The sequence below is a fragment of the Candidatus Binatia bacterium genome, from assembly GCA_036382395.1.
In the GTDB taxonomy this organism is placed as follows: Bacteria; Desulfobacterota; Binatia; order HRBIN30; family HRBIN30; genus JAGDMS01.
Genome location: DASVHW010000156.1, coordinates 17,993 through 38,653, shown reverse-complemented (window position 1 = coordinate 38,653; position 20,661 = coordinate 17,993). Strand labels below are relative to the sequence as shown.

Sequence of the window (20,661 nt, the reverse complement as noted above, 5' to 3'; positions counted from 1 at the left end):
CCGATCCGAACCGCCGTGGCCGCAGAAGTCGAGCGCGTAGACCGGCCCGGGCCAGCTGCGCGGCAGCTCGCCCCAATCGGCGCTCGAACCGAAGAGCGCATGCAGCAGGAGCAGGGCAGGGCCGTGGCGTTGCGTCAGTTCGTGCAGCTCGAGAGAGACGCGGGCGTGCTGAATGCGCATCAGGAACCCAGAAAGTCGAGGATAACCTCCGCGGTTTCCAGGGGGCGCTCAATGTGAACGAAGTGACCGGTCCCATGAATTGTGCGGCGTTCCAGTTTCTTCACCCGGGAGAGGCGCTCGGAAAGAATGTGCTCAGGCAGCGGTCCCCACGTGTCCGGCTCGGAGCCGACGATGGCCAACATCGGCGTGTGTAGGGCGCCATAGGCGCGGCCGATCCACTCCGGGTGCCACGGACCGAAGCCGTGTGCCATGTGCGGGTCGGATTTCCACGACCAGCCTCCCGCCGTTTCACGGGCTCCGTGAAAAGCGAAGTAGCGTAGCCACTCCCGCGTGAGGCGCGGGTTCTGCGCGCGGCGCCGCTCCACCAGGTCGCCGAGCTGCGCGTACGGACGCCAGCCGTTGCGTTCGGCCAGTTGGCGGCGCCGGTCGAGGAACTCCGCAAAACGTTTTGGCAAGGTCTCCGGGCCGTCGGGTAACGCAGCCGGTCCGAAGCCGTCGATGTTGATCAGCTTCGTGACCAGCACAGGAGCCAAAATCGCTGCCTCCGTCGCCTGCCCGCCGCCCTTGCTGTGGCCGACGAGATGCACGGGCCGGCCGAGCGAGCGCAGCACCATGAGCAGATCCGCGATGTCGGCAGCCCAGGTATAGCCATTGGCCCAGTCGGAGTCGCCATGACCGCGGGCATCGATGGCGATGACGCGGAAGCGGCGCGCCAGCAACGGCGCCAGCACCGCAAAGCTGCGGGCGTGGTCCCACATGCCGTGACAGAGGACCAGCGGCTGCGCCGTGGGATCGCCCCACTCCAACGTATTGATGCGGATGCCGAGCAATTGCACGGTTCGGCTGCGCTCGGGCGGCACGGCACCTGGATACTGGATCTCGCTCATGAGCCTGCGAGGATATCACGCGCGCTCTTCCAGAGTCACGGCATCCGCATCAACGATCGTGCGCCGCGGCCGGCTCGTTGAACTCAATGCGGTAGCGCCGCAGCTTTGGCAGCGTCGCCACGACGATGGCCAGGACAACCAAACAGCCGATGCCGCCGCTTACGACCGAGAACGTGGCGTTGGTGAGCGCGGCGACAAAGCCCGATTCCACAGCGCCGAGCTGGTTGGAAGCGCCGATGAAGACCATGTTGACCGAACTGACCCGGCCGCGCAGCTCATCCGGCGTGGAGAGCTGAATGGCCGTGGCGCGCATCACCACGCTGACTTGGTCGCCGATGCCGACGATCATGTAGGCGATCACTGACAACGGGAACGAACGAGAGAGCCCAAACACGATCGTGGCGATACCGTAGACCGCAACGCCGATCAGCAATGCGCGGCCGGCCTGGGTGATGCGCGGTGCCACGATGAGCAACAGCGAGGTGATGAGCGCGCCGACTTCGAGCGACGAGGTGAGCAGCCCGTATCCGGAAGCGCCGACGTGGAGAATGTCGTTGGCGTAGATCGGGAGCAGCGCATTGGCGCCGCCGAAGATCACGGCGAACATGTCCAGGGTCATGCAGCCGAGGATCACCTGCTGCCGCCGTACGTAAGCGAGCCCTTCACGGATCGCTTGCAGGGTCACAGCGCGTCCGGGTGTCCTTGGTGGGCGGGAGCGAATCAAGATGAGCGTGCCGAGCGACACGGCGATCAGGATGACGTACGCGGCATACACGCTGGCGATGCTGGCTTCGGCGATGATCACGCCGCACAGCGCCGGGCCGGTGACGAAGGCCAGCGCCTGGTTCGTCGAGGCGATCGCTACTGCTCGTGGGAAAACCTCGCGTGCTACCAGAGCCGGCAGGAGCGCGGCGCGCGCCGGATTATCAAACGCTCCTGCGATCGCGACCAGAAAGATCATGGCATAGAGCACCGGCAGGGTAGCCGCGTCACTCCAGGTTTCCATGAAGAGCACGAGCGCACACGCGAGGGCCAGGACCTCCACCCCGATCATCACCTTGCGGCGGTCGTACGTGTCCGCCACCGCTCCAGCGACGAGCGACAATCCCAGTGCCGGGGCAAACTGCACCAGACCGATCAGCCCGAGGTGAAAGGCCGAATGCGAGAGGGCGAAGACGTGCCACAGGATGGCCGCGCGCAGCATGGTCATTGCCGTGGCGGTGCAGAAGCGGCTGACGAGATAGAAGCGGAAATCGGGCGGAAACACGGAACGCACGTTACCTAGGATGCTTGGTGGCGGTGCTGCACTCGGTGGCGTTGCTTTCAATTCGTTCCCCGCGGTTGGAGTCGAGTCCGTTCCTTTAGCGGAAGAAGCCGGCATTGTCAGCGCGCCCGCACCCTGAGCTGAAGGATGCGTCAGACCACTGTGCGCTCTTGCGGTTGCATCGCGAACGAGTCCACCGGGAGAAGTGTCCGATCTCGTCTGGGCGTGAATATTCGGCTGTGCGGCGAACTGGGTGTGGATACCATCGAGGCCGGAGCCGCTCTGGCGGTGGCCATCGACGGGGACAGCCTGTCCTTCGGCGATAAAGAGGCGGCGATCCGTACACTGGAAAGCGTCGACACTGGTGACGAGATGGGTGCGGTGATCGGCAACGGCTGCGCCTTCACCGGGAAAAAGTACGGCGTGGCGCGCGTGCCGGCGGTTGACTTGCTCCAGGCCTTCAGGCACGGCACTGCCACGTCGGTGGGAGTGACCGGATGAGCGAGAGGGCGGGACTCGAGGATCGTAAGATCGGCAGCGTGACCGTCCTGTTCGGTGCGCACGGCGGCAAATACCCCTACGGGAATTCACTGCTGGTCGAAGGCGCTGAGGAAACCGTGCTCATCGATCCTTCGCTCTCCGTCATCCCGCGCCGCGACGCGTTGCCGCGCGTCGACCGGGTGCTGAACAGCCATTCCCACGAGGACCACATTGCGGGCAACCATTTGTTTCCGGACGTGCCCTGGTATCTGCACGAACTGGATCTGACCAACATCCATTCGCTCGACAACATGATGACCATGTACGGCTACGGAGGTGATCTGGATGCCGGCTTCCGGACAATTCTGGTTGACGGGTTCCATTTCACCCCCCGCCCGGACGCGCTCGGGTACCGCGATGGCGACGTCTTCGACCTCGGCGGTAGCCGCGTGCGCGTGATTCACACCCCGGGACACACGCGCGGCCACTGCGCTTTGTATATCGAGCCGGACGACGTCCTGTATCTTGCCGACATCGATCTCTCGAGCTTCGGTCCGTACTATGGGGATGCCTGGTCCTCGCTGGAAGACTTCGAGCGCTCGCTGCGGCAGGTGGGGCTGATCGAAGCGCGCTGGTACGTCACCTTTCATCACGTCGGCGTCCTCGAAGGCCGTGCCGCGTTCTCGGAACGACTGGATCGTTTTGCCGGCGTCATCCGCACCCGCGAGAAACGCCTGCTCGCGTTCCTGGGCGAGCCGAAGACGTTGGACGAGATCGTGGAGCACCGGTTCATTTATCGGAAGCAAGATATGGTGTCGTTTGCCGACGCCGTCGAGCGCAGGAGTATGGAGCAGCATGTCGAGATGTTGCGGTGTGCGGGACGCGTGCGGGAGGTGGAGCCCGGGCGTTACGTCGCGTCGGCGGGGTAGGGGGCGCTGTGTCTGGGGCCACACTTCAGCCCGGATCGGGCGCGGATGGCGAGTTGGCGATCGAGAGGCGCTTCCCCGCGCTGCGCGGTTGCCTGCCGCGGGTCTGCCTGACCTCCTTGCCGACGCGGGTGCACCGGCTGGTGAGGTTGGAGCGCGAGCTCGGGGCCGAGCAGCTGTGGATCAAGCGCGACGATGAAAGCGGCGCGCTGTACGGTGGGAACAAGCCACGCAAGCTGGAGTTTGTGCTCGGGGATGCGCTCCGGCGCGGCCGGCGAACGCTGCTCACCTTCGGTGGTATCGGTACGCACCACGGCTTGGCGACAGCGTTGTGTGCGCGCAATGTCGGCCTCAGGACGATTTTGTTGCTGCTGCCGCAGCCCGTGACCGACCATGTCCGCCGCTCTCTGCTTCTCGACTACGCGGCCGGAGCGGAGATGCACTACGCGCCGACGGTGCCGTTGCTGACGTTGCAGGCGCTGCGGTTGTGGGTGCGTGAATTCCTGCGCGGCAACTGGCCGTACGTCGTTCCGGTCGGGGGGTCGTCAGCTCTCGGCACGCTCGGCCATGTCAACGCCGCGATTGAGTTGCAGGAACAAATCCGCGCCGGGGAGCTGCCGGAGCCGGAGTGGATCTTTGCGCCACTGGGAACCGGCGGCACGGTGGCAGGTCTGGTGCTCGGTGCCAAGCTTGCCGGTCTGCGGGCACGTATCGTCGCGGTGCAGGTTACCGATATCCTGCCGCGGTCGCCGGCGCAGCTCGCCAAGCAGGCGGAGAGCAGCCTCACGCTGCTGCGGCGATATCTGCCGGATGTGCATGCCCCGTTGGTGACCGCCGCTGACTTCCGAATTCTGTCGGGCTATCTCGGTCCTGCCTACGGCGCCCCGAATGATGCGGGCTGCCGGGCTCGCGCCCTCGTGTCGCAGTCGGAAGGAATCGAACTCGACACGACCTATACGGCAAAGTGCATGGCCGCCATGATCGACGCCGTGCGCATGCCGGAGTATCGCCGTGGCCCCGTGTTGTTCTGGAACACCTACAGCAGCATCGATCCGGCGGATCACCTCGGGCCGCTGCCCGATTACCGGCAGTTGCCGGCCGCCTTCCATCGCTTCTTCACGGAAGCGGCCGTGCCGGTATGAGGGTGCCCTTGCCTTTCGCAGGTCGCCGGGGCCAAAATCGCCATGCCTCAGAGGTCGTTCAGTTGGTTGTCCAGCGACAGCGGCAGCCGGCCGGCCAGCGCGGCGTCGACGGCGGCGAACAGAAACGACAGGAGCAGGAGTAGGGCCAGCGGGCGTCCCGTGAAGGCGCTCGGGTCAAGCCAGCCAGAAGCGAGCGGAACGACGATCGCCGCCACGGACAGGACAATTGCGCCAGCGGTCAGCGTGTTGATCGAAACCTTCAGGCGCGAGACGCGAGCCACCAGGATCAAGAAGGGGAGGGCTGCCATTGGCCCGATAAAGTAGTACGGTAGCAGAATTAGCCAGTGCATTATTGCGCGCGTCTCCTTCGTGATTGCGTTTATTACTTGGACGAGCGCGGAATGCAAAGCGAAATCTTCCGCGGGAAGAGCCGCCCCTGGCACGTGCGGAGCTTGGCGCGAATCTGTGCTAGGGTCTTTCGGATGAGGGGTGAGGAGTGTCGGAGAGCAATGCTTGTACCCTATGGACTTGACTGAGCGGGTGACTACGGCGGGTGCCGAGGCAGAGTCGCCGGAGGGCTTCAGCGAGCTGCTGCGCCGGTGCAAGCCGGCAGCGTTGCGGCTTGGAATTAATCAGCTCTACCCCGAGCAAGAACGTACAGTCGCCGCCTCGCTGGCAGGCCACGACGTTCTCGTGGTGCTGCCGACCGGTTATGGGAAGTCGGCCTGCTATCAGGTGCCGTCCATGGTCCTGCCGCGTCCGGTGGTGCTGGTGTCACCGTTGCTGGCGCTCTTGCGCGACCAGCATGGGAAACTACTGGCGCGGAACATTCCGGTTGAGCGGATCGATGGGACCATCCGCGGCGTGGCGCGGCGCGAGGCGCTGAAACGCGTTGCCGCCGGCGGATCGCTGCTGGTCATGACCACGCCCGAAACCCTCGCCGGGGCGGAACTCGGGGATGCCTTGAGCGCGGCAGGCATTGCTCTCGCCGCGGTTGATGAAGCGCACTGCATTTCCGAGTGGGGTCACGACTTCCGACCGGCCTATTTGCGGTTGGGTGAGCGTCTGCGCGAGTTGGGCGCCCCGCCGATTCTGGCATTGACGGCAACCGCCACCCAGGCGGTACGTGACGATATCGTCCGCTACCTCGGTATGCGGAAGCCGGAAGTCGTTGCCAGCTCACCGCATCGCGCCAACCTGGCCTTCGAAGTGATGGAAATCTCCGGCACGGAGCGCGTCCGCGGATTGACGCGCTTCGTCAAGCGCTTGCGGCGGCCGGGCATCATATACTGCGCCACCACCAAGGCCGTGGACGACCTGTACGGGGCGCTGCGGCTCATGCGCATGCCGGTGCATCACTACCACGGACGCATGGCCGCGAAGGAGCGCAACGCGGAGCAAGAGCTGTACATGCGGTCGGGGCGGCGCACGGTCATGGTGGCCACCAGCGCCTTTGGATTGGGGATCGACAAGCCGGACATCCGCTACATCGTGCACTATCAGGCTCCCGCCTCACTCGAGCAGTACGTCCAGGAAGCGGGACGCGCGGGCCGTGACGGACGCCGGGCGAACTGTATCTTACTCTTCGATCCGAAAGACCGGGAGATTCACGAGGCCTTGCTCCAGACCAGTCGCATCAGGCCGGACCAGCTCTACCGCCTGGCCGCGGCCTTGGCGGCCTGGGCGGGGGAGGATCGTGTCCCCAGCCGGGAAGCGCTGACCCTTGCCGCCCAACTGGCGGATCGTCAGACCAAGGCGCTACTGGTGGTCCTCGAGGAAGCAGGACTGGTGGAGCTGGATGGCGACGCCATCCGCATCACGGTCCCAGCCTCGGATCTCGTGGAACAGGCGCGTAGTCTGGCTGGCAGGTTCCTCACCTTGCGGACCCAGGATGGGCGGCGACTCGATCGCATGTCGGAGTATGCCCACACGGCTGAATGCCGAGCGGTCTTCCTGCGCCAGTACTTCGGTGAGGAGGCCGGCGAGCCATGCGGCTTGTGCGACATCTGCCGCGGAGCTCCGGAGCGGCCGCCGAGCTTCTGGCAACCGATTGCGCGGCCACCGCAGCCGAAGCGTCGCAAACGGAGACGCCGCCGCCGCCGTGGACAAGGCGGCGGACCACCCGTTCAGAATCAAGGGCCGGCTGCGCCTGATCGGGAGCGTGGGTGACGTCACCGCTCAGGCCGCGTTGACGCCGGCACGCTCCGCGACCCGTATCACGTCAGTGGGATCGATGCCGGGAGCGAGGGTGGCTACCCAGAGGCAAAAGCCGAGCAGATCGCGGTCGATCTCTTCTTCTGGCGGTCGCGGCTCCCACCGCTGCCAAAACCCGTAAACTGTTGCCATCGACGGGCGACCGTGGCCGACGTCGGCGAGCTCGAGCGCATACAGGTGACCACATGCGGAGCGCCAGTAGACGCGGCCAGCTCGAAGGCCGGTGGCGCGCTCCAGCGCCTCGGCGACCTCGGGCCGCACGTCGAGTTCTTGCTCGATGAGAAGCGGATCGGCGCGCAGAGCCTGGGTCTCACCAGGCACAGGCGTGTAGAACTCCAGGCTCCACCGTTCAGCAGGACCAACCTGCATCGGCTTCCCTGATCTTTCAGCAGCCGGCGACGCGGCTGGACCGACGGTACGCTGGAGGAAGGGTACGATCGTTGCTGCGACCTCCGGCCCACGATCGTCCTGCAGGAAGTGGTCGGCACCTTTTATCGGAAGCGGCCCTTCGGCATGGGGTAAGAGCTGTTTCAGCCGATCGGCGTAGGGCTTGCCGAAGACGCTGTCCTGCGTGGCATACAGAAGGAGCGTCGGGGTGCGGTCGAATTCGGGAAGCCGCCGCTGGATCGCAACCATGTCAGCCCAGCCGCGATCGCCTTCGCGCATCGGGATGGTACGCGGCCAGGTGAGGACGACGTGGTCGGAGTCTGGCTCGTCGAAGACATGGTGATAGGCACGGGCTTCCAGCTCGGTCATCGTCCGTTTGCTGATGAGGGAGGGGCCACCGTGAGACAGCACCTTGTGTCGCTTCATGAAGTATTGGCCGATGAGGGGGGCATGCCATGTCGTCCATGGGCGCGGAGAAGAATGGAAACGGCCAACCTGCCCGGTGAAGAGCCAGGTGCTCATGAGCACCAATGCGGAAAGCCGGTCCCGCCGCTGGAGCGCGGCCCCTACGCCCTGAGGTCCACCCCAGTCGACCAACAATGACGAATCCGTTCAGATCGAGTTGGTCGATCAACGACACCAGATCCGCGATGTGGTGCGCGAAGGTGAGGGCAGCATCCACGCGCGGGTGGTCAGAATAGCCGCACCCGATCCAATCGGGAGCAATGGCGCGGTAGCCGCCGGTGGTGAGTGGTGCGACGAAGTCGCGATAGAGAAAGCCCCACGTCGGGTTGCCGGAGAGCAAGAGGACGGGCCGGCCGGTGCGCGGGCCCTCGTCAATGTACGCCATGCGGCGGCCATTGACGGTGAGGCAGCGCTGCTCCCACGGGAAGAGCGTTGTGAGCCAATCGGGCGTCTGCATGTGAGTCTCCTCTCGTCCGGAGCAGAGTGTGAAATTCGCGGGCCGCGGTCAATGGACGGGCGCGTCCGCCGCTCCGAGTGCGCAGCCAGGAAGCCGCGACATGTCGTCCCATCGCGGGTTGAACGCGCCGCTTGAATGGGTAGATCGGGCATGGGAAAGAAGTGGCGCGTCCGGAGTGATACGCAGGGAAACGGCAAAACCGGTTAGCGGTAACCAGCGAACGGTGGAAGGGAGAATTCGATGGTGACGACCGATCTGGATATGGAGCTGTCCGAGGAAGAGCAGAAGGTCCGCGATACCGTGCACCGGTTTGCCGCCGAGGTCATGCGGCCTGCTGGCATGGCGCTCGATCGGCTTCCAGATCCCGAAGACGTGATTGCTCCAAAGTCGATGCTGTGGGACGTCTTCAAGAAGTACCGGGCTCTCGGCCTGGAGGCGTACACCGCGCCGGGTGGCGAGCTCGCACCGGGACAGCGCGCCCGCTTGCGCTACATCATCAGCGAAGAGCTGGGCTGGGGTGACGCGGGGCTGGGCATCAGCTTCGGCGTGGCCGGCTTTCCGCGGATGATGGCGGAGATGTCGGGTAAGCCCGAGCTCATCGAGCGCTTCGGGACGGTCGACGCCATTGGTTGCTGGGCCGGCACGGAACCGCACCACGGCAGCGACCTGATCATCTTTGCCGACCAGATCGGGACCCCGGCGTACGGCAGACCGGATTGCATTGCGCGCCGGGACGGAGACTACTTCGTGATCAACGGGCAGAAGGCGGCGTGGGTCTCGAACGGTACCATCGCATCGGCCGCAGCGCTCTTTTGCTCCGTGGACATGGGGGACGGACCGAAGGGAAACGGCGGCTTCATCGTACCGTTGGATGGTCCGGGCGTGTCGCGCGGGAAGCCGCTCGACAAGATCGGCCAGCGGGCGCTGAACCAGGGTGAGATCTTCTTCGAGGACGTCCGCATTCCGGCCGACTACATGGTGCTGAGCCCAGAGATGTTCGTCTTCGCCTCGGACATGGTGCTCTCCCAGGCCAACAGCGGGATGGGCTCGCTGTTCGTCGGGGTGGCGCAGGCGGCGCTCGAACTGGCGGTCGACTACGCCAAGCAACGGGTGCAGGGGGGTGTGCCGATCGCTCACCACCAGAGCATCAAGGCGCGGCTGTTCGAAATGTTCCGCAAGGTGGAGGCGGCCCGATCCCTGGCGCGGCGCGTGACCGTGTACAACACCCTGAACACGCCGCCGCTGCTGCAGTACGCGATCGCGTCGAAGGTGACCGCCACCAGCACCGCCTTCGAGGTCGCGAGCGCGGCCCTACAGATCTTTGGAGGAAATGGGTTGAGCCGGGAATACCCGATCGAAAAGCTACTGCGCGACGCGCGCGCCTCCATGATCGAGGACGGCTGCAACGACGTGCTCGGCTTGGTTGCGGCGGAACGCCTGTGAGGCGGTAGCAGGCGTCCCGCAATCAGTGGCTTACCATCCCGCCAGGTCGGCGGCGCGTGCACGGTGGAACAGCGCATCGCCGAGGAAGCTGCGGTCGAAGATGGCGCGGCGAAACCACAAATGCAGATCGAATTCCCAGGTGAAACCGATGCCGCCGTGCAGTTCGGTGGCGTCGCGGGTGGCGCGATCGTACATGTCGGTCAGATGCGCTTTCGCCAGAGCCGCATGCCGTTCCGACTGGTCACGAATGCGGTCGAAGGCGTGGGCGGCGTACCAGTAGAGCGAGAGCGAGGGCTCCAAGTCGGCGGCGAGATTGGCGAGCTGGTGTTTGACCGCTTGGAAGGCGCCGATGACCTGGCCGAACTGTTCGCGCTGTAGCGCGTACTGTGTGGTCATCTCCAGGCAGCGCCGCGCACCGCCGTAGGCGTCGGCGGCGATCAGGACGCAACCGGCATCGAGGGTGCGTTGGATGGCCTGTATCCCGCCGCCGAGTTTGGTCGCCGGCGTGTCGGTAAAGGAGACCACGTCGGCATGCCGTGTCATGTCGACGACCTTGAGCGGGCTGATGCTGACACCGGGGGCGCCGCGTTCCACGAGAAAGAGATCGGGGCCCGCGTTGGTGGCCGCGGCGACCAGGAGTGCATCGGCGACGCCGGCGTAGGGGACGAGCGGCTTCGATCCGTTGAGACGCCCGTTGGTTACGCGAGCCGTATAGCGCGCCGGGTTCCATTCGCTCTCCGCTTCGCCGAAGGCAACCGTGGCGAGCGCTTCGCCGGCGGCGATGCGCGGCAGCCAGGTGGCCTGCTGTGTGGTGTCGGCGGCGTGCAGCAAGGCCACCGTTGCCATGGCGGAGGCGAGAAAGGGCCCCGGCGTCGCAGCGTATCCCAATGCCTCCGCCGTGAGCGCCAGATCCAGGAGTTCAAGCTCCGATCCGCCGTGAGCTGATGGAATGATCAAGCCGGTGATGCCGAGGTCGGCCAACCCTTGCCACAAGCCGGGATCGTGTCCGCTGTCGCTTTCCATGACCGCTCGCACGCGGGTGGTGGGACACTGCTCCTCGAGAAAGCGCTTGATGGTGGACTTCAGAAGAACCTGCTCTTCAGACAAACCGAAATTCATAGCCTACCTTTCGTTGGCGTCGACAGTCTGGATTCGAATCATCGCCGGCTGACCCCCGAGTCACGGGGCATGCCGAGACCACGTTCGGCGATGATGTTGCGCTGAATGTTCGCCGTGCCGCCCGCGATCAGGATGCCGATGGACCACATGTAGGCGGTGATGAACATGCCCATGGCCGGGGCGGTGTCCTCACCCGGCGCGAGCATGCCGCGGTCAGCCAGGACGTCCATAGCGAGTCTGGCGATATCGTACCCGAGCGTCGTGCCGTAGAGCTTGGTCACCATGCTGGACAGGCCCGTTTCCTCCTTGCGTGCCTCCATGGTCAGGAGCCGATAGCCGTGGTACTCGCTGGCGAGAATCTTGGCTTCCAATTCCACCAGTCGGGTACGGATGACCGGGTCCTGGATGGCCGGTTTGCCGCGCAAGTTGACGCCCTGCGCGAGCATGATGATGCCGTCGAGCATGCGGCGATTGATGAGCGACCCGCCGATGAGCGCACGCTCATGCTTCAGGGTCGAGCGGCTGACAGTCCAACCCTGGCCCCGCTTGCCGACGAGGTTCTTCACCGGTACGCGGACGTTGTCGAGAAACACCTCGTTGAAATCGACATCGCCGGTCATCTGGCGCAGGGGCCGAATGTCGATGCCGGGCGTCTTCATGTCGATGAGCAAATAGCTGATGCCGTCGTGCTTCGGAGCATCGGGCTCCGTGCGCACCAGGCAGAACATCCAGTCGGAGGTGTCGGCGTTGGAGGTCCAGATCTTCTGGCCGTTGACCACCCAGAAGTCGCCTTCAAGCACGGCGCGGGTGCGCAGCGAGGCGAGATCGCTGCCGGACCCGGGCTCGCTGTATCCTTGACACCAGCTGATCTTGCCCAACAACGTGTCGCGGACGAACTGCTGCTTCTGCTCCTCGGTTCCGTGCTCCACGAGAGTCGGTACGAGCATGCTGGGGCCTTGACCGACCACTTCGCCCGGCGCCCGGGCTTTTCGAAACTCTTCGCCGATGATCACTGACTTCAGCGGATCAGGAGGCTGCTCTCCACCGCCGTACCGTTTCGGCACGTGGCGATAGAGGTAGCCGCGTTCGATCGCCTTGAGGCGGAATCTCGTCGCGGCCTGGTCGGTGCGGAGGACGGCCCCCATGAGCGAGGCACGGCCGTCAGGTGGCGGCGTGTTATTGGCGTCTTCCTCGCTCCAGTTTTCCTTCAGAAACCGGCGCAACTCGACGCGAAAAGCTTCGTATTCTTGGCTGTAACTCAGATCCATTGAAGTACCCCTCTTCAGCCTCGCGGCGGGCCGCGGCGCATACAGTTGCGCAAGGCATTACCCTAGTGGCGCAGGCGCGGCAAGGACCGGGCGCCAGCGTCCGAACCTCATCTGGCGGGTTTCACAACGTCCTTGCTGGTCCGACCGATTCCCGCACTACTGCCGGATCAGGGGTCCTGCGGCCCGAAAGATGGGCAGTCTGGCCGGCGGCAAGATATGTTCGCAGCGTCATGACGGTATCGTCATGCGTTCAAGTGGCGATACCGACGCGTTGACAGGGGCAAATCCGCTGGCCCGCGGAACTGACAGCGACCACGGCATGAACATTGCTTCAACAAATCAGCGGGTCGACAGGTTCTCTTAATGATAAGGCAAAGTTCGAAACGTGGGTTCTCGCTGGTTGAGGTGGTGATCGTGCTGCAATTGACGGCGATCGCCGCCTTCATAGCGGTGCCGAATATGAACGCGTTCTTCGCCCGGTATCAGCTGATGAGCGCCTCCAATCAGCTGGGGTTTGATATCGCCCGCGCCCGTATGCAGGCGATCGGACAGAATCAGTCAGTGCGCATCAGGATGCTGAGTGGCACGCAATACGTGCGCGAGACCAGCAAGAACGGGAGTCCTCCCTGGTCGAATCAGGTCACGACGAGCCTGCCCAGGGGTGTGACGGTCACTACGACGTCAGCGCAGGTGGGGTTCGATAGACGCGGGTTCGCCACAGTCAATAATTCGATTACTGTCAGCGGTGGTGTTCAGCAGCTGAAAACTGTCATGACCAACGTGATCGGACGGGTCACCATTGCGTCAGGCGTGAATACATGAATCGCCTCCGAAGCCAGACCGGGATCAGCTTGATCGAAATGCTCTCAGCTATCGCCCTCTTCAGCGTGGTCGCGACCGGTCTCAGTACCTCAATCGCGTCCAATATGAAGCTCAGCAACCAAAGCAGGACCATCGCCGCCGCCACTGCCCTGGTGCAGAACAAGATCGAGCTGATCCGCTTGGCCGCCCCGGTAGGGAATGCGGATCTGACCATTGGTCCTCACCCGCCCCTCCCCAACCCACCAATTACCGCGCTGGGTGGGCCGAACGGTACCTTTACTCGCGTTTGGAACGTCACCCGCATCCCGCAATACCTGCCTGATGGAACTACTGTGGTTGGCGTCAGACCCGGCATCGTTCAGGTCGCCGTCACCGTCAGTTGGAGCACACCCGTGGCCGGAACGTTGACCGTAGTGACTTATGCTTGCATCACGCCGGACTGTGGCTGAGATGTGTCGCTCGCTCCGCGGCGTAGGGCAAGCCGGATTCACGCTCACGGAAGCTCTCGTCGCGACCGCGCTCGGTCTCGTTGTGCTTGGGGTATTCATGTCCTTCCACATCGCCCAGATGTACGCCATGCGGAATCAAACCGGCCAAGTCGACCTGCAGACTTCTGCTCGCAGCATCGCGGACCTGTTTGCCCGTGAGGTCCGGCGAGCCGGCACCGGCACCAACACCAACCCGACCTGTCACGGTACCGTGAGCACTGGGATTCTCATGGCGCAAAGTTCTCGGATGCGCATCCGCGCCGATCTCAATGGCGACGGGTCGCTTACGGGACCGAATGAGGACGTCACCTACACACTAGATTTCACCAATAACCAGGTCACCCGAACTGACAATGCCAGCGCGCAGACCAACACGCTCTGGTCCGGCCTTAGCTTAGCCGGCTCGCAGATCTTGTACTTCGACAGCAACGGGATCCAACTGACGCCGAGCTCGACCGGGTTGAGCGCTGCGCAGTTGCTCCAGGTGATGCGCGTGCGGTTACAGCTGACGCTCACGGTAAACGTGATCCAGCCCCGCAACCCGCTGCAGCAGACTGCCGCAGAGGCCGCGGATGTGGAGCTGCGCAATCGCCATTTCGTGATGAACTTATGTCCAACGCCGGGGCCGGGAATCAACTAGACCCGGGCTCGACCGGGTTGAACGCGGCGCAGCTGCTCCAGGTGTTGCGCGTCGAGTTACAGCTGACCTATTTCGTGGTGGCCTCCACCTGTCCCTACAACTCAGGAGCTTGGCGATGAAACTCTTCGGATTAGACGAGCAGCCTCGCAAACGTCGCGCTACTGATCGCCGGCGCTGCGCGGCCTTTGGCCTGTGGATAGGCGCAGCGACACCGCGCCGACAAGTCGTAGAGAAGGAGCAAGGGTTTGCGCTGCTGGCGGTTTTACTGCTCCTGATGCTGGCGCTTACGCTCGGGGCGGGCACGCTGCTGTACACGCTCCTCGATCTCAAATCCGCCCAGCATTATGAGACCGGGAATCAGGCCTTTGCCGCAGCTGAGGCAGGGCTGTTGGACGTCATCAACACGATCGATACACGCGGGGTCGTGAACTTCAAGACGGATGTCATAGATTCGCACATCATTTCCACATTAAGCACCGCCGTCTCGGGCTTTCCGAACGTGACCTACCAGGTGACGGGCTTGGTGTCTGGGACGGATCCGGCCACCACCGGAGTCGTTACCGTCACAGGCAACGCCCTGTTGAGCGCCCAGCGCGTTATCCAGGTGAACGTCAAGCGCGGTGATTTCGTTGCCGGCCCGGGCGCGCTGCACCTGAGCAATGACAGCGCTGTCGGTAGTTTCTCCGGTAATTCGATGACGATCGATGGTAACAACTGGCTTGTCACTGACCTGACCCCCACTGCAGTTCTGGACCAAACTTGGCCCGCGCGGCCGGCGATTTCAACCCGCAACGACACAGTAACAACACAGATCGTCACGGCGCTCGCGGGGCAAGGCACCATCACAGGTCTCGAATCAACTCCCAGCGTTATGACCACCGCTGCCGCTTCGACCGCTGATGCCAACCGGTTCATCAATGATATTCTCACTGCCAATGGCGCCCCTAGCGGATGCAACCAAAACAACAACAAGGACTACCCGGTAGGGAATGTCATTTGCGTCCCCCAAACCCAGGGGCACAAGGGTAACGCCGAAAGTTGGGGAACCATGACCAACCCGCAAGTGACTTATGTAACCGATCCCAACGCCAAGATCGCCGGTGGGTCCGTTACGTCCACAGGCGCGGGCATTCTTATCTTCGGTTCAAACACCATCCAATTCAACGGCGGCTTCGTGTTTTGTGGCTGGGTGCTCTTCCAAAACCCGAACCCGAACGGCGGCATAAGTGTCGGAGGAAACCCCTCGATTTATGGAACCGTCTGGAGTCCGTTGAACGCCTTTGATTCCAACGGAAACATTACCATCAAGTACAGCCATAACTGTTTGGGTGAGGCCGACAGTGCGGGCAGCGGTGGCGGCAACAACTTACCCCATCCGCTGCAGATAACCTCCTGGAGCGAACCATAACGATCGGCGAGCGCGGCTGAGCTGGGCCGCCGCGGTGTGATGCCCGGCCCGCGCTCTTCGTCTACGTGCCGGTGGTGCGCAAGCGACACGCCTCACGCAACTCGGGCGAGATATCCCAGCTACGTATGGTGCCGTCCCAGCTTCCAGACAGCACGCGATCCCCGTTTGCGCTGAGCGCCACGGCGGTTACCAGCCCTTGGTGTGCGTGAATCGTACGCAAACAACGACCAGTCGCTACCTCCCACAGCCGGACGGTGCCATCCCAACCGCCCGATGCTGCCCAGACCGCATCGGCGCTCAGGCAGGCCGCGGCGACCGAAGCGCTGTGGCCCGAGAACACGCGCAGGCAGCGACCCGTGAGGCGGTTCCAGAGCCGAAGCGTCTTATCCCAGCTTGCAGACAGAATCAGTCCGCCGTCAGGGCTCAGGCACACTCCGGAGACAAAGTGGTCGTGGCCCGCGAAGGTCTTGACGCAATGACCAAATTCGACATCCCACAAACGGATCAGGTGGTCGTCACCGCCAGATACAGCGTAGCGCCCGTCGACGCTCAAGAAAACCGATTTGATTGTGCCCGCATGTCTTCCGAACACGCGCCGGCACTCGCCGCTGTGAATGTCCCATAACTGCATCGGCAATGCCTCGGTCTGCTCGCTACCCCTGTTGGCCGCCGACAGCAGCAAACTGCCATCGGGGCTCACGGACAGCGAAACGACCCGCCCGAGCTCGACCGCGAACACGTGCCGGCACGCGCCGGTCGCGACGTCCCAGACGCGAATCGTTCCGTCGTCGCCGCCGGTGAAGGCGGCCTGCCCGTCCGCACTCAGGACCGCGGCAGTCACCCCGCCGTCATGGCCCTCGAGCGCTTGCAACCTTTTTCCGCTGGCGAGGTCCCACACCATCACGACTGCGTCACCAGAGGCGGCCAGCGCAATCTTGCCCGCGGCACTCAGGTCTACGGCGGAAACGAACCCGAAATGCTCCACGACCAAGGCGGGATGTTCCATACTCTGCCTGCGGAATTGCACGCGTTCGAGCGCCTGGGTCACTTCAACTACGCCGGGTCCTTGGCGCCATGCCTGCTCGAGAAACGCTTCCGCGGATCCGAGGTCACCGCGTTCGAGATGAGTCAACCCGATCAACCAGCGGACTTTCCAACTCTCGGTGGGCGGCAACGCGATCTTTTCGAGGTGCTGGGTAAGCGCCTCATCAGTGATCGTGCCTTGCCGCCAGTGTGCGACGGCACGGTTGAACAGGGAGTCGAGATGGCCTGGATCGAGTTCGAGAGCAGCTTCCCACGCCTGCTCCGCGTCTGCCAACCTTCCACTATACAGGGAGTTCACGGCCGCCGCGTTCAACCTGTCTGCTTCCGTCGACTCGGGTAGGCGGCTCACGGGGGTTTCCCGGAAGAGCATTGCGTAGATTGTCGACAACTGGTCGCGTATTTCCGCGACATCTGATGGGCGGCTGGCCGCGTCCCAGGCGACGCACCGTTGCGAGAGAGTCGCCAGCCTCGTGCGTGCATCGTCCTGGCCTAGGCGGAGCTCGCGCATCGCGGGCTGGGTCTCGGTGGCCGTGCTGTCATACGGACGAGCCCCACCGAAGAGCTCCCACAGACACACTCCGAGCGCAAACACATCGCCCGTCAGCGCCGGCGCCGTCGGCTGCTGCCAGCGCTCGGGGGCAACGTACGGTGCCTCCCGCATCAACGCAGCCAGCGCATACCTTTCGTCGATCTCACCTTCGGAGCCCGCCGCGCGTGGTGCTGCTGGAGGGGTGTTGGGCGCGCCGGACAGCGGTAGTCCAAAGTTCAAGAGCTTCGCCACGCTGCCGCGTGCGATCATGATGTGCTCCGGCGTACAGGCGCCGTGTGCGACGCCGCGACCATGCGCGTGCTCGAGTGCGTGGCAGACCTGGATGGCGACGTCGAGACCCTGCCGCAAGCGATCTTGCGGGTCGCCTGCCAACCACGCGCGCAGAGTTACGCCTTCCACGAACTCCGCCAGAATCAGGGGTACGCCGTGCAGCGAATGTACATGATAGCAAGGCACGATGTTGGGGTGCAGCCCGAGCGCGATCCACTGTTCGGCGCGGGCCACGAAGGGCCCCAGTGTGCCGGCAATCGAGAGGAGCTGCGCGTTGGGAACGCGCAATGCGATCTCGATATTCCAATGTCGGTGCCAGACCAAATAGATGGTGCTGATGTCACCCTCGGCGATGACGCGAAGCACGTCATACGTCTCGGCTACACGGCTACCCGGAGCCAAGCCGGCGAGCATCTTGCGCGCCGACTCATCTACGGAACGCCAGTTCGTCGATGGGAGGCTGTGTTCGGCCTTCGCAGGCGGTGGTGACTTGATGGGTGAGGCGATAGGCGAAACGACTCCGCCGATATCAGGTGCGTGCCGGACCGCCCCATCAACATGCATCCACCCCAAGGCACGGTTCCAAAACAGCCGAAGGCGTTCCCGGAGCCGAAGCTTGCTGGCGGAATCGGGTGGGGAAGCTCGCAGCATCGTGGCAAACTACCACAGGCGACTAACCGTTGCACAAACAACACTAAGCGTTAGGACGATGTCGCTTTGTGGGACTGCTGTAAGCAAGTATGATCGGTCCGGCCGGTGGCATATAATCTGCTCACTCGGAAGTCATGATGATGGCTGCGGCATCCCGAGCCCGGGGGAAAACAATCCTCGTGATCGACGACGATCCTGACATTGTACGTATCATTCGATACATGCTCAGGGATGCCGGCTGTCAAGTGAGCTATGCCTACAACGGCGCGGACGGCATCCAGAAGGCCAAGGCCGAGAAGCCCGATCTAGTGCTGACGGATCTGTCGATGCCCAACGTGAGCGGGATCGAGGTGATCGACGCGCTTCACAACGATCCTGAGACCCAGCATATCCCCATTCTTGCCGTCACCGGCCACGCTTGGGACACGATCGCCCAGGTCGCACATCAGTTCGGCTGCATGGGCTGCGTCTCGAAACCCTTTACCCGTGAGCAACTCCTCCAACAAGTTCGACGGTCCCTTGATCCCGCGTCGCGGCAAGCGCCAGCGGCTCCACCGGTAGCTGCGCCATCGACGGAGGTTCTGCGCCTCCGCACCGACTGAGGTGAGATCTAACGTCCAGCCTGAGCTTGGGTGGGTAAATGGGTTCCGGGATTCCAATCATCCTTCCCTCCCTGCGCGGGCTAACCTCGGTCTGAGGCGTGCCTCGCTAGCTACTGCGGCGCCTCTTCGAGCACGCCGGCCCCTCCTTAGGTCGCTACCCGCGGGTATGACAGGCTTGAATGTATGATTTCTCCCACCGCTCCGACTTCTTGGGAAGACGCGCGCGGCTCATGCGCAGGACGTTGAGGGTGTAGAAAAACCCCAAGATCACGTCGCGAGGATCCAAAATTTCGATATGAACCTCCGAGAGGCGAAACATGACGATTCGGTTGAAAATGCCTGAAAGTGTTGCGAGGGAGGCTCACCGCGCGTGTGGGGGTCATCAGAAAACGTGGCGGGGACAAATCGCGGCTTCGCGTGAAATTAGACCGAGGTGCGTTCTCGGGGTTCTTCTACTCGCTCGTTAGCGAGCTTCTTCTGTGACCGACGACACCCGCTTCAGCAATGTGGCCACCATGCCGCCGCTGGTGCCGCGGTTCGTGTACGTGCAGCAGATCTTCTTCACCGAGAACTTCCAGTAATTCCACCGTCACGGCGCTCCACCGGTTGCGTGACCTAGCGCGGCAGAGTTACAAGGGCGCGCACCATGTCAGTTCCACCAGTGACGGTGCCGGTTGCATCGCTGGCGGCCGAGAGAGTCGCGCCTACGCGGGCACGATACGGCGTGCTGGGGTTTACCCTGGCGCTGACCGCCGTTGCCTACCTCGATCGCGTGTGTATCGCCACGGCGGCGCCGGCGATGAAGGTGGATCTTCATCTCAGCGATGCGGAGATGGGCTACGTCTTCAGTGCCTTCACCTTCGCCTACGCCCTGTTCGAGGTGCCGAGCGGATGGTTGGCGGACCGCTTCGGTGCCCGACTGATGCTCACTCGTATCGTCATCTGGTGGTCAGTGATGACCGCAGCGACCGGTCTGGTCGGGGGATTCGCGTCGCTGTTCGCCGTGCGCTTGCTGTTCGGTCTGGGCGAGGCAGGAACGTTCCCGAGCATCGCCCGCGCCTATGCGCGGTGGTTGCCCGGCCGGGAGCGAGGCCGCTCGTTTGGTTTGGCCGTCATGAGCGGAGCGCTCGGTGGCGCGCTCACGCAGCCGCTGGTGGTGGCGCTGTTGGGTGTGGTGCACTGGCGACACAGCTTTCCCATGTTCGGTCTGGTGGGCGTGGTGTGGGCGCTGGCCTGGTTTTGGTGGTTCCGTGACGACCCGCATCAACATGCGGGTGTGAACCAGAGCGAGTTGCGCCTGATCGGCACCGAGCCGCCGCAGGCGCATGGCGCCGTGCCCTGGCGTGATGTCGCCCGCCACCGCGGCCTGCTGGCCCTCTGCGTCATGTACGGCGGCGCGATTTACGGCTGGTATTTCTATCTGACCTGGATGCCGATGTATCTGCTGCGCGCCCGAGGCTTCGATCTGCATCAGGTGGGCTGGCTGGCGGCCCTGCCGTATCTCAGCATCGCCGCAGGCGTTCTTACCGGCGGTTGGATGAGCGACGTGCTGGTGCGGCGTTGGGGGGCGCGCGCCGGGCGGCGCACACCGGGCCTCATCGGCTTGCCGCTGGCGGCGATCGCCGTCCTCGCCGCGGTGGCAACACCGGTGGCCACCGCGGCGGCGCTGCTGCTGGCACTGGCGGCGGGTTTGGCTGCCCTCGGCGTAGCCCCAGCCTGGGCGGTGTGCTTGGAAATCGGCGGCCGGCATGCTGGCGTGGTTACCGGCGCCATGAATACGTTCGGCAACCTGGGAGGATCGCTGAGCCCAGTGGTGGTCGGGCTCTGCCTGGAACGTTGGGGCTCCTGGAACACCCCCCTGATCACGGTAGCGGGGTTTTATCTGCTTGCCGCAGCCTGCTGGCTCCGTATCGATCCGACCGAGCCAATCCCCAACACGTAAAGACAAGGGAGG

Annotated in this window: 19 protein-coding genes and 1 pseudogene; 11 read left to right on the top strand and 9 right to left on the bottom strand. The window is 63.8% G+C overall.

Going from position 1 to position 20,661, the window contains the following annotated elements; all coding sequences use genetic code 11:
* The 3 genes from VF515_07490 to VF515_07480 all read right to left on the bottom strand — a co-directional run.
* Positions 1-180, bottom strand: a 180-nt coding sequence (locus VF515_07490; protein ID HEX7407480.1) for an alpha/beta hydrolase, incomplete at its 3' end; no start/stop codon positions are given.
* Positions 180-1,067, bottom strand: a complete 888-nt coding sequence (locus VF515_07485) for an alpha/beta hydrolase (protein ID HEX7407479.1) — start codon at positions 1,065-1,067, stop codon at positions 180-182. The genes VF515_07485 and VF515_07490, both read right to left, overlap by 1 nt.
* 49 nt (positions 1,068-1,116) lie before the next feature.
* Entirely contained in the window at positions 1,117-2,334 is a 1,218-nt protein-coding gene (locus VF515_07480) for an MFS transporter (protein ID HEX7407478.1), read from the bottom strand.
* Positions 2,335-2,556: 222 nt separating this feature from the next.
* Here VF515_07480 and VF515_07475 point away from each other — a divergent pair, with 222 nt between their 5' ends.
* Genes VF515_07475 through VF515_07465 form a run of 3 tightly spaced genes read left to right on the top strand, consistent with a single transcriptional unit; the run spans position 2,557 to position 4,879 of the window.
* Complete coding sequence (locus VF515_07475) at positions 2,557-2,832, top strand: aldehyde ferredoxin oxidoreductase C-terminal domain-containing protein (protein HEX7407477.1); 276 nt, start codon at positions 2,557-2,559, stop codon at positions 2,830-2,832.
* Positions 2,829-3,740 carry an MBL fold metallo-hydrolase gene (locus tag VF515_07470; GenBank protein HEX7407476.1) on the top strand — a complete coding sequence of 304 codons (912 nt, stop codon included), beginning with the start codon at positions 2,829-2,831 and terminating at the stop codon, positions 3,738-3,740. The genes VF515_07475 and VF515_07470 overlap by 4 nt, the downstream gene beginning before the upstream one ends.
* Positions 3,741-3,793: 53 nt before the next feature.
* A complete protein-coding gene (locus tag VF515_07465) occupies positions 3,794-4,879 on the top strand; it encodes a pyridoxal-phosphate dependent enzyme (GenBank protein ID HEX7407475.1) in 1,086 nt (361 codons plus the stop codon).
* Between the two features lie 47 nt (positions 4,880-4,926).
* On the opposite strand, the gene VF515_07460 is transcribed toward VF515_07465, so the two are convergent.
* Positions 4,927-5,229, bottom strand: a complete 303-nt coding sequence (locus VF515_07460; protein ID HEX7407474.1) for a hypothetical protein — start codon at positions 5,227-5,229, stop codon at positions 4,927-4,929.
* Between the two features lie 172 nt (positions 5,230-5,401).
* Between VF515_07460 and VF515_07455 the strand changes: the two genes are divergently transcribed.
* Positions 5,402-7,048 (top strand): RecQ family ATP-dependent DNA helicase, encoded by a 1,647-nt coding sequence (locus VF515_07455; protein ID HEX7407473.1) that lies wholly within the window; start codon positions 5,402-5,404, stop codon positions 7,046-7,048.
* A 9-nt stretch (positions 7,049-7,057) separates the two neighbouring features.
* Here VF515_07455 and VF515_07450 read toward each other — a convergent pair whose 3' ends face one another.
* Both VF515_07450 and VF515_07445 read right to left on the bottom strand, forming a co-directional pair.
* Entirely contained in the window at positions 7,058-8,002 is a 945-nt protein-coding gene (locus tag VF515_07450; GenBank protein HEX7407472.1) for an alpha/beta hydrolase, read from the bottom strand.
* 82 nt (positions 8,003-8,084) lie between these two features.
* Positions 8,085-8,330 (bottom strand): annotated as a pseudogene (locus tag VF515_07445) (alpha/beta fold hydrolase).
* 312 nt (positions 8,331-8,642) lie between these two features.
* Between VF515_07445 and VF515_07440 the strand changes: the two are divergent.
* On the top strand, positions 8,643-9,845 hold the full coding sequence (locus VF515_07440) for an acyl-CoA dehydrogenase family protein (protein HEX7407471.1): 1,203 nt from the start codon (positions 8,643-8,645) through the stop codon (positions 9,843-9,845).
* A 30-nt stretch (positions 9,846-9,875) separates the two neighbouring features.
* Here VF515_07440 and VF515_07435 read toward each other — a convergent pair whose 3' ends face one another.
* Both VF515_07435 and VF515_07430 read right to left on the bottom strand, forming a co-directional pair.
* Entirely contained in the window at positions 9,876-10,964 is a 1,089-nt protein-coding gene (locus VF515_07435) for an acyl-CoA dehydrogenase family protein (GenBank protein ID HEX7407470.1), read from the bottom strand.
* Positions 10,965-11,002: 38 nt separating this feature from the next.
* A complete protein-coding gene (locus VF515_07430; GenBank protein HEX7407469.1) occupies positions 11,003-12,232 on the bottom strand; it encodes an acyl-CoA dehydrogenase family protein in 1,230 nt (409 codons plus the stop codon).
* 363 nt (positions 12,233-12,595) lie between these two features.
* Here VF515_07430 and VF515_07425 point away from each other — a divergent pair, with 363 nt between their 5' ends.
* From VF515_07425 to VF515_07410, 4 genes are all read left to right on the top strand, one after another.
* Positions 12,596-13,054: a GspH/FimT family pseudopilin gene (locus VF515_07425; GenBank protein HEX7407468.1), complete on the top strand. Its 459-nt coding sequence runs from the start codon at positions 12,596-12,598 to the stop codon at positions 13,052-13,054.
* A 29-nt stretch (positions 13,055-13,083) separates the two neighbouring features.
* Positions 13,084-13,503, top strand: coding sequence for a hypothetical protein (locus VF515_07420; protein HEX7407467.1), 420 nt, complete (start codon positions 13,084-13,086; stop codon positions 13,501-13,503).
* Position 13,504: 1 nt separating this feature from the next.
* The gene (locus VF515_07415; GenBank protein HEX7407466.1) at positions 13,505-14,182 is read left to right on the top strand and encodes a hypothetical protein; all 678 of its coding nucleotides are present in this window, start codon (positions 13,505-13,507) and stop codon (positions 14,180-14,182) included.
* A gap of 115 nt (positions 14,183-14,297) precedes the next feature.
* Entirely contained in the window at positions 14,298-15,590 is a 1,293-nt protein-coding gene (locus VF515_07410) for a hypothetical protein (protein ID HEX7407465.1), read from the top strand.
* Between the two features lie 61 nt (positions 15,591-15,651).
* On the opposite strand, the gene VF515_07405 is transcribed toward VF515_07410, so the two are convergent.
* On the bottom strand, positions 15,652-17,868 hold the full coding sequence (locus tag VF515_07405) for a protein kinase (protein HEX7407464.1): 2,217 nt from the start codon (positions 17,866-17,868) through the stop codon (positions 15,652-15,654).
* A 416-nt stretch (positions 17,869-18,284) separates the two neighbouring features.
* Between VF515_07405 and VF515_07400 the strand changes: the two genes are divergently transcribed.
* Both VF515_07400 and VF515_07395 read left to right on the top strand, forming a co-directional pair.
* A complete protein-coding gene (locus tag VF515_07400) occupies positions 18,285-18,707 on the top strand; it encodes a response regulator (GenBank protein ID HEX7407463.1) in 423 nt (140 codons plus the stop codon).
* Positions 18,708-19,353: 646 nt separating this feature from the next.
* Positions 19,354-20,649, top strand: a complete 1,296-nt coding sequence (locus VF515_07395; protein ID HEX7407462.1) for an MFS transporter — start codon at positions 19,354-19,356, stop codon at positions 20,647-20,649.
* The last annotated feature ends 12 nt before the right edge of the window (positions 20,650-20,661 follow it).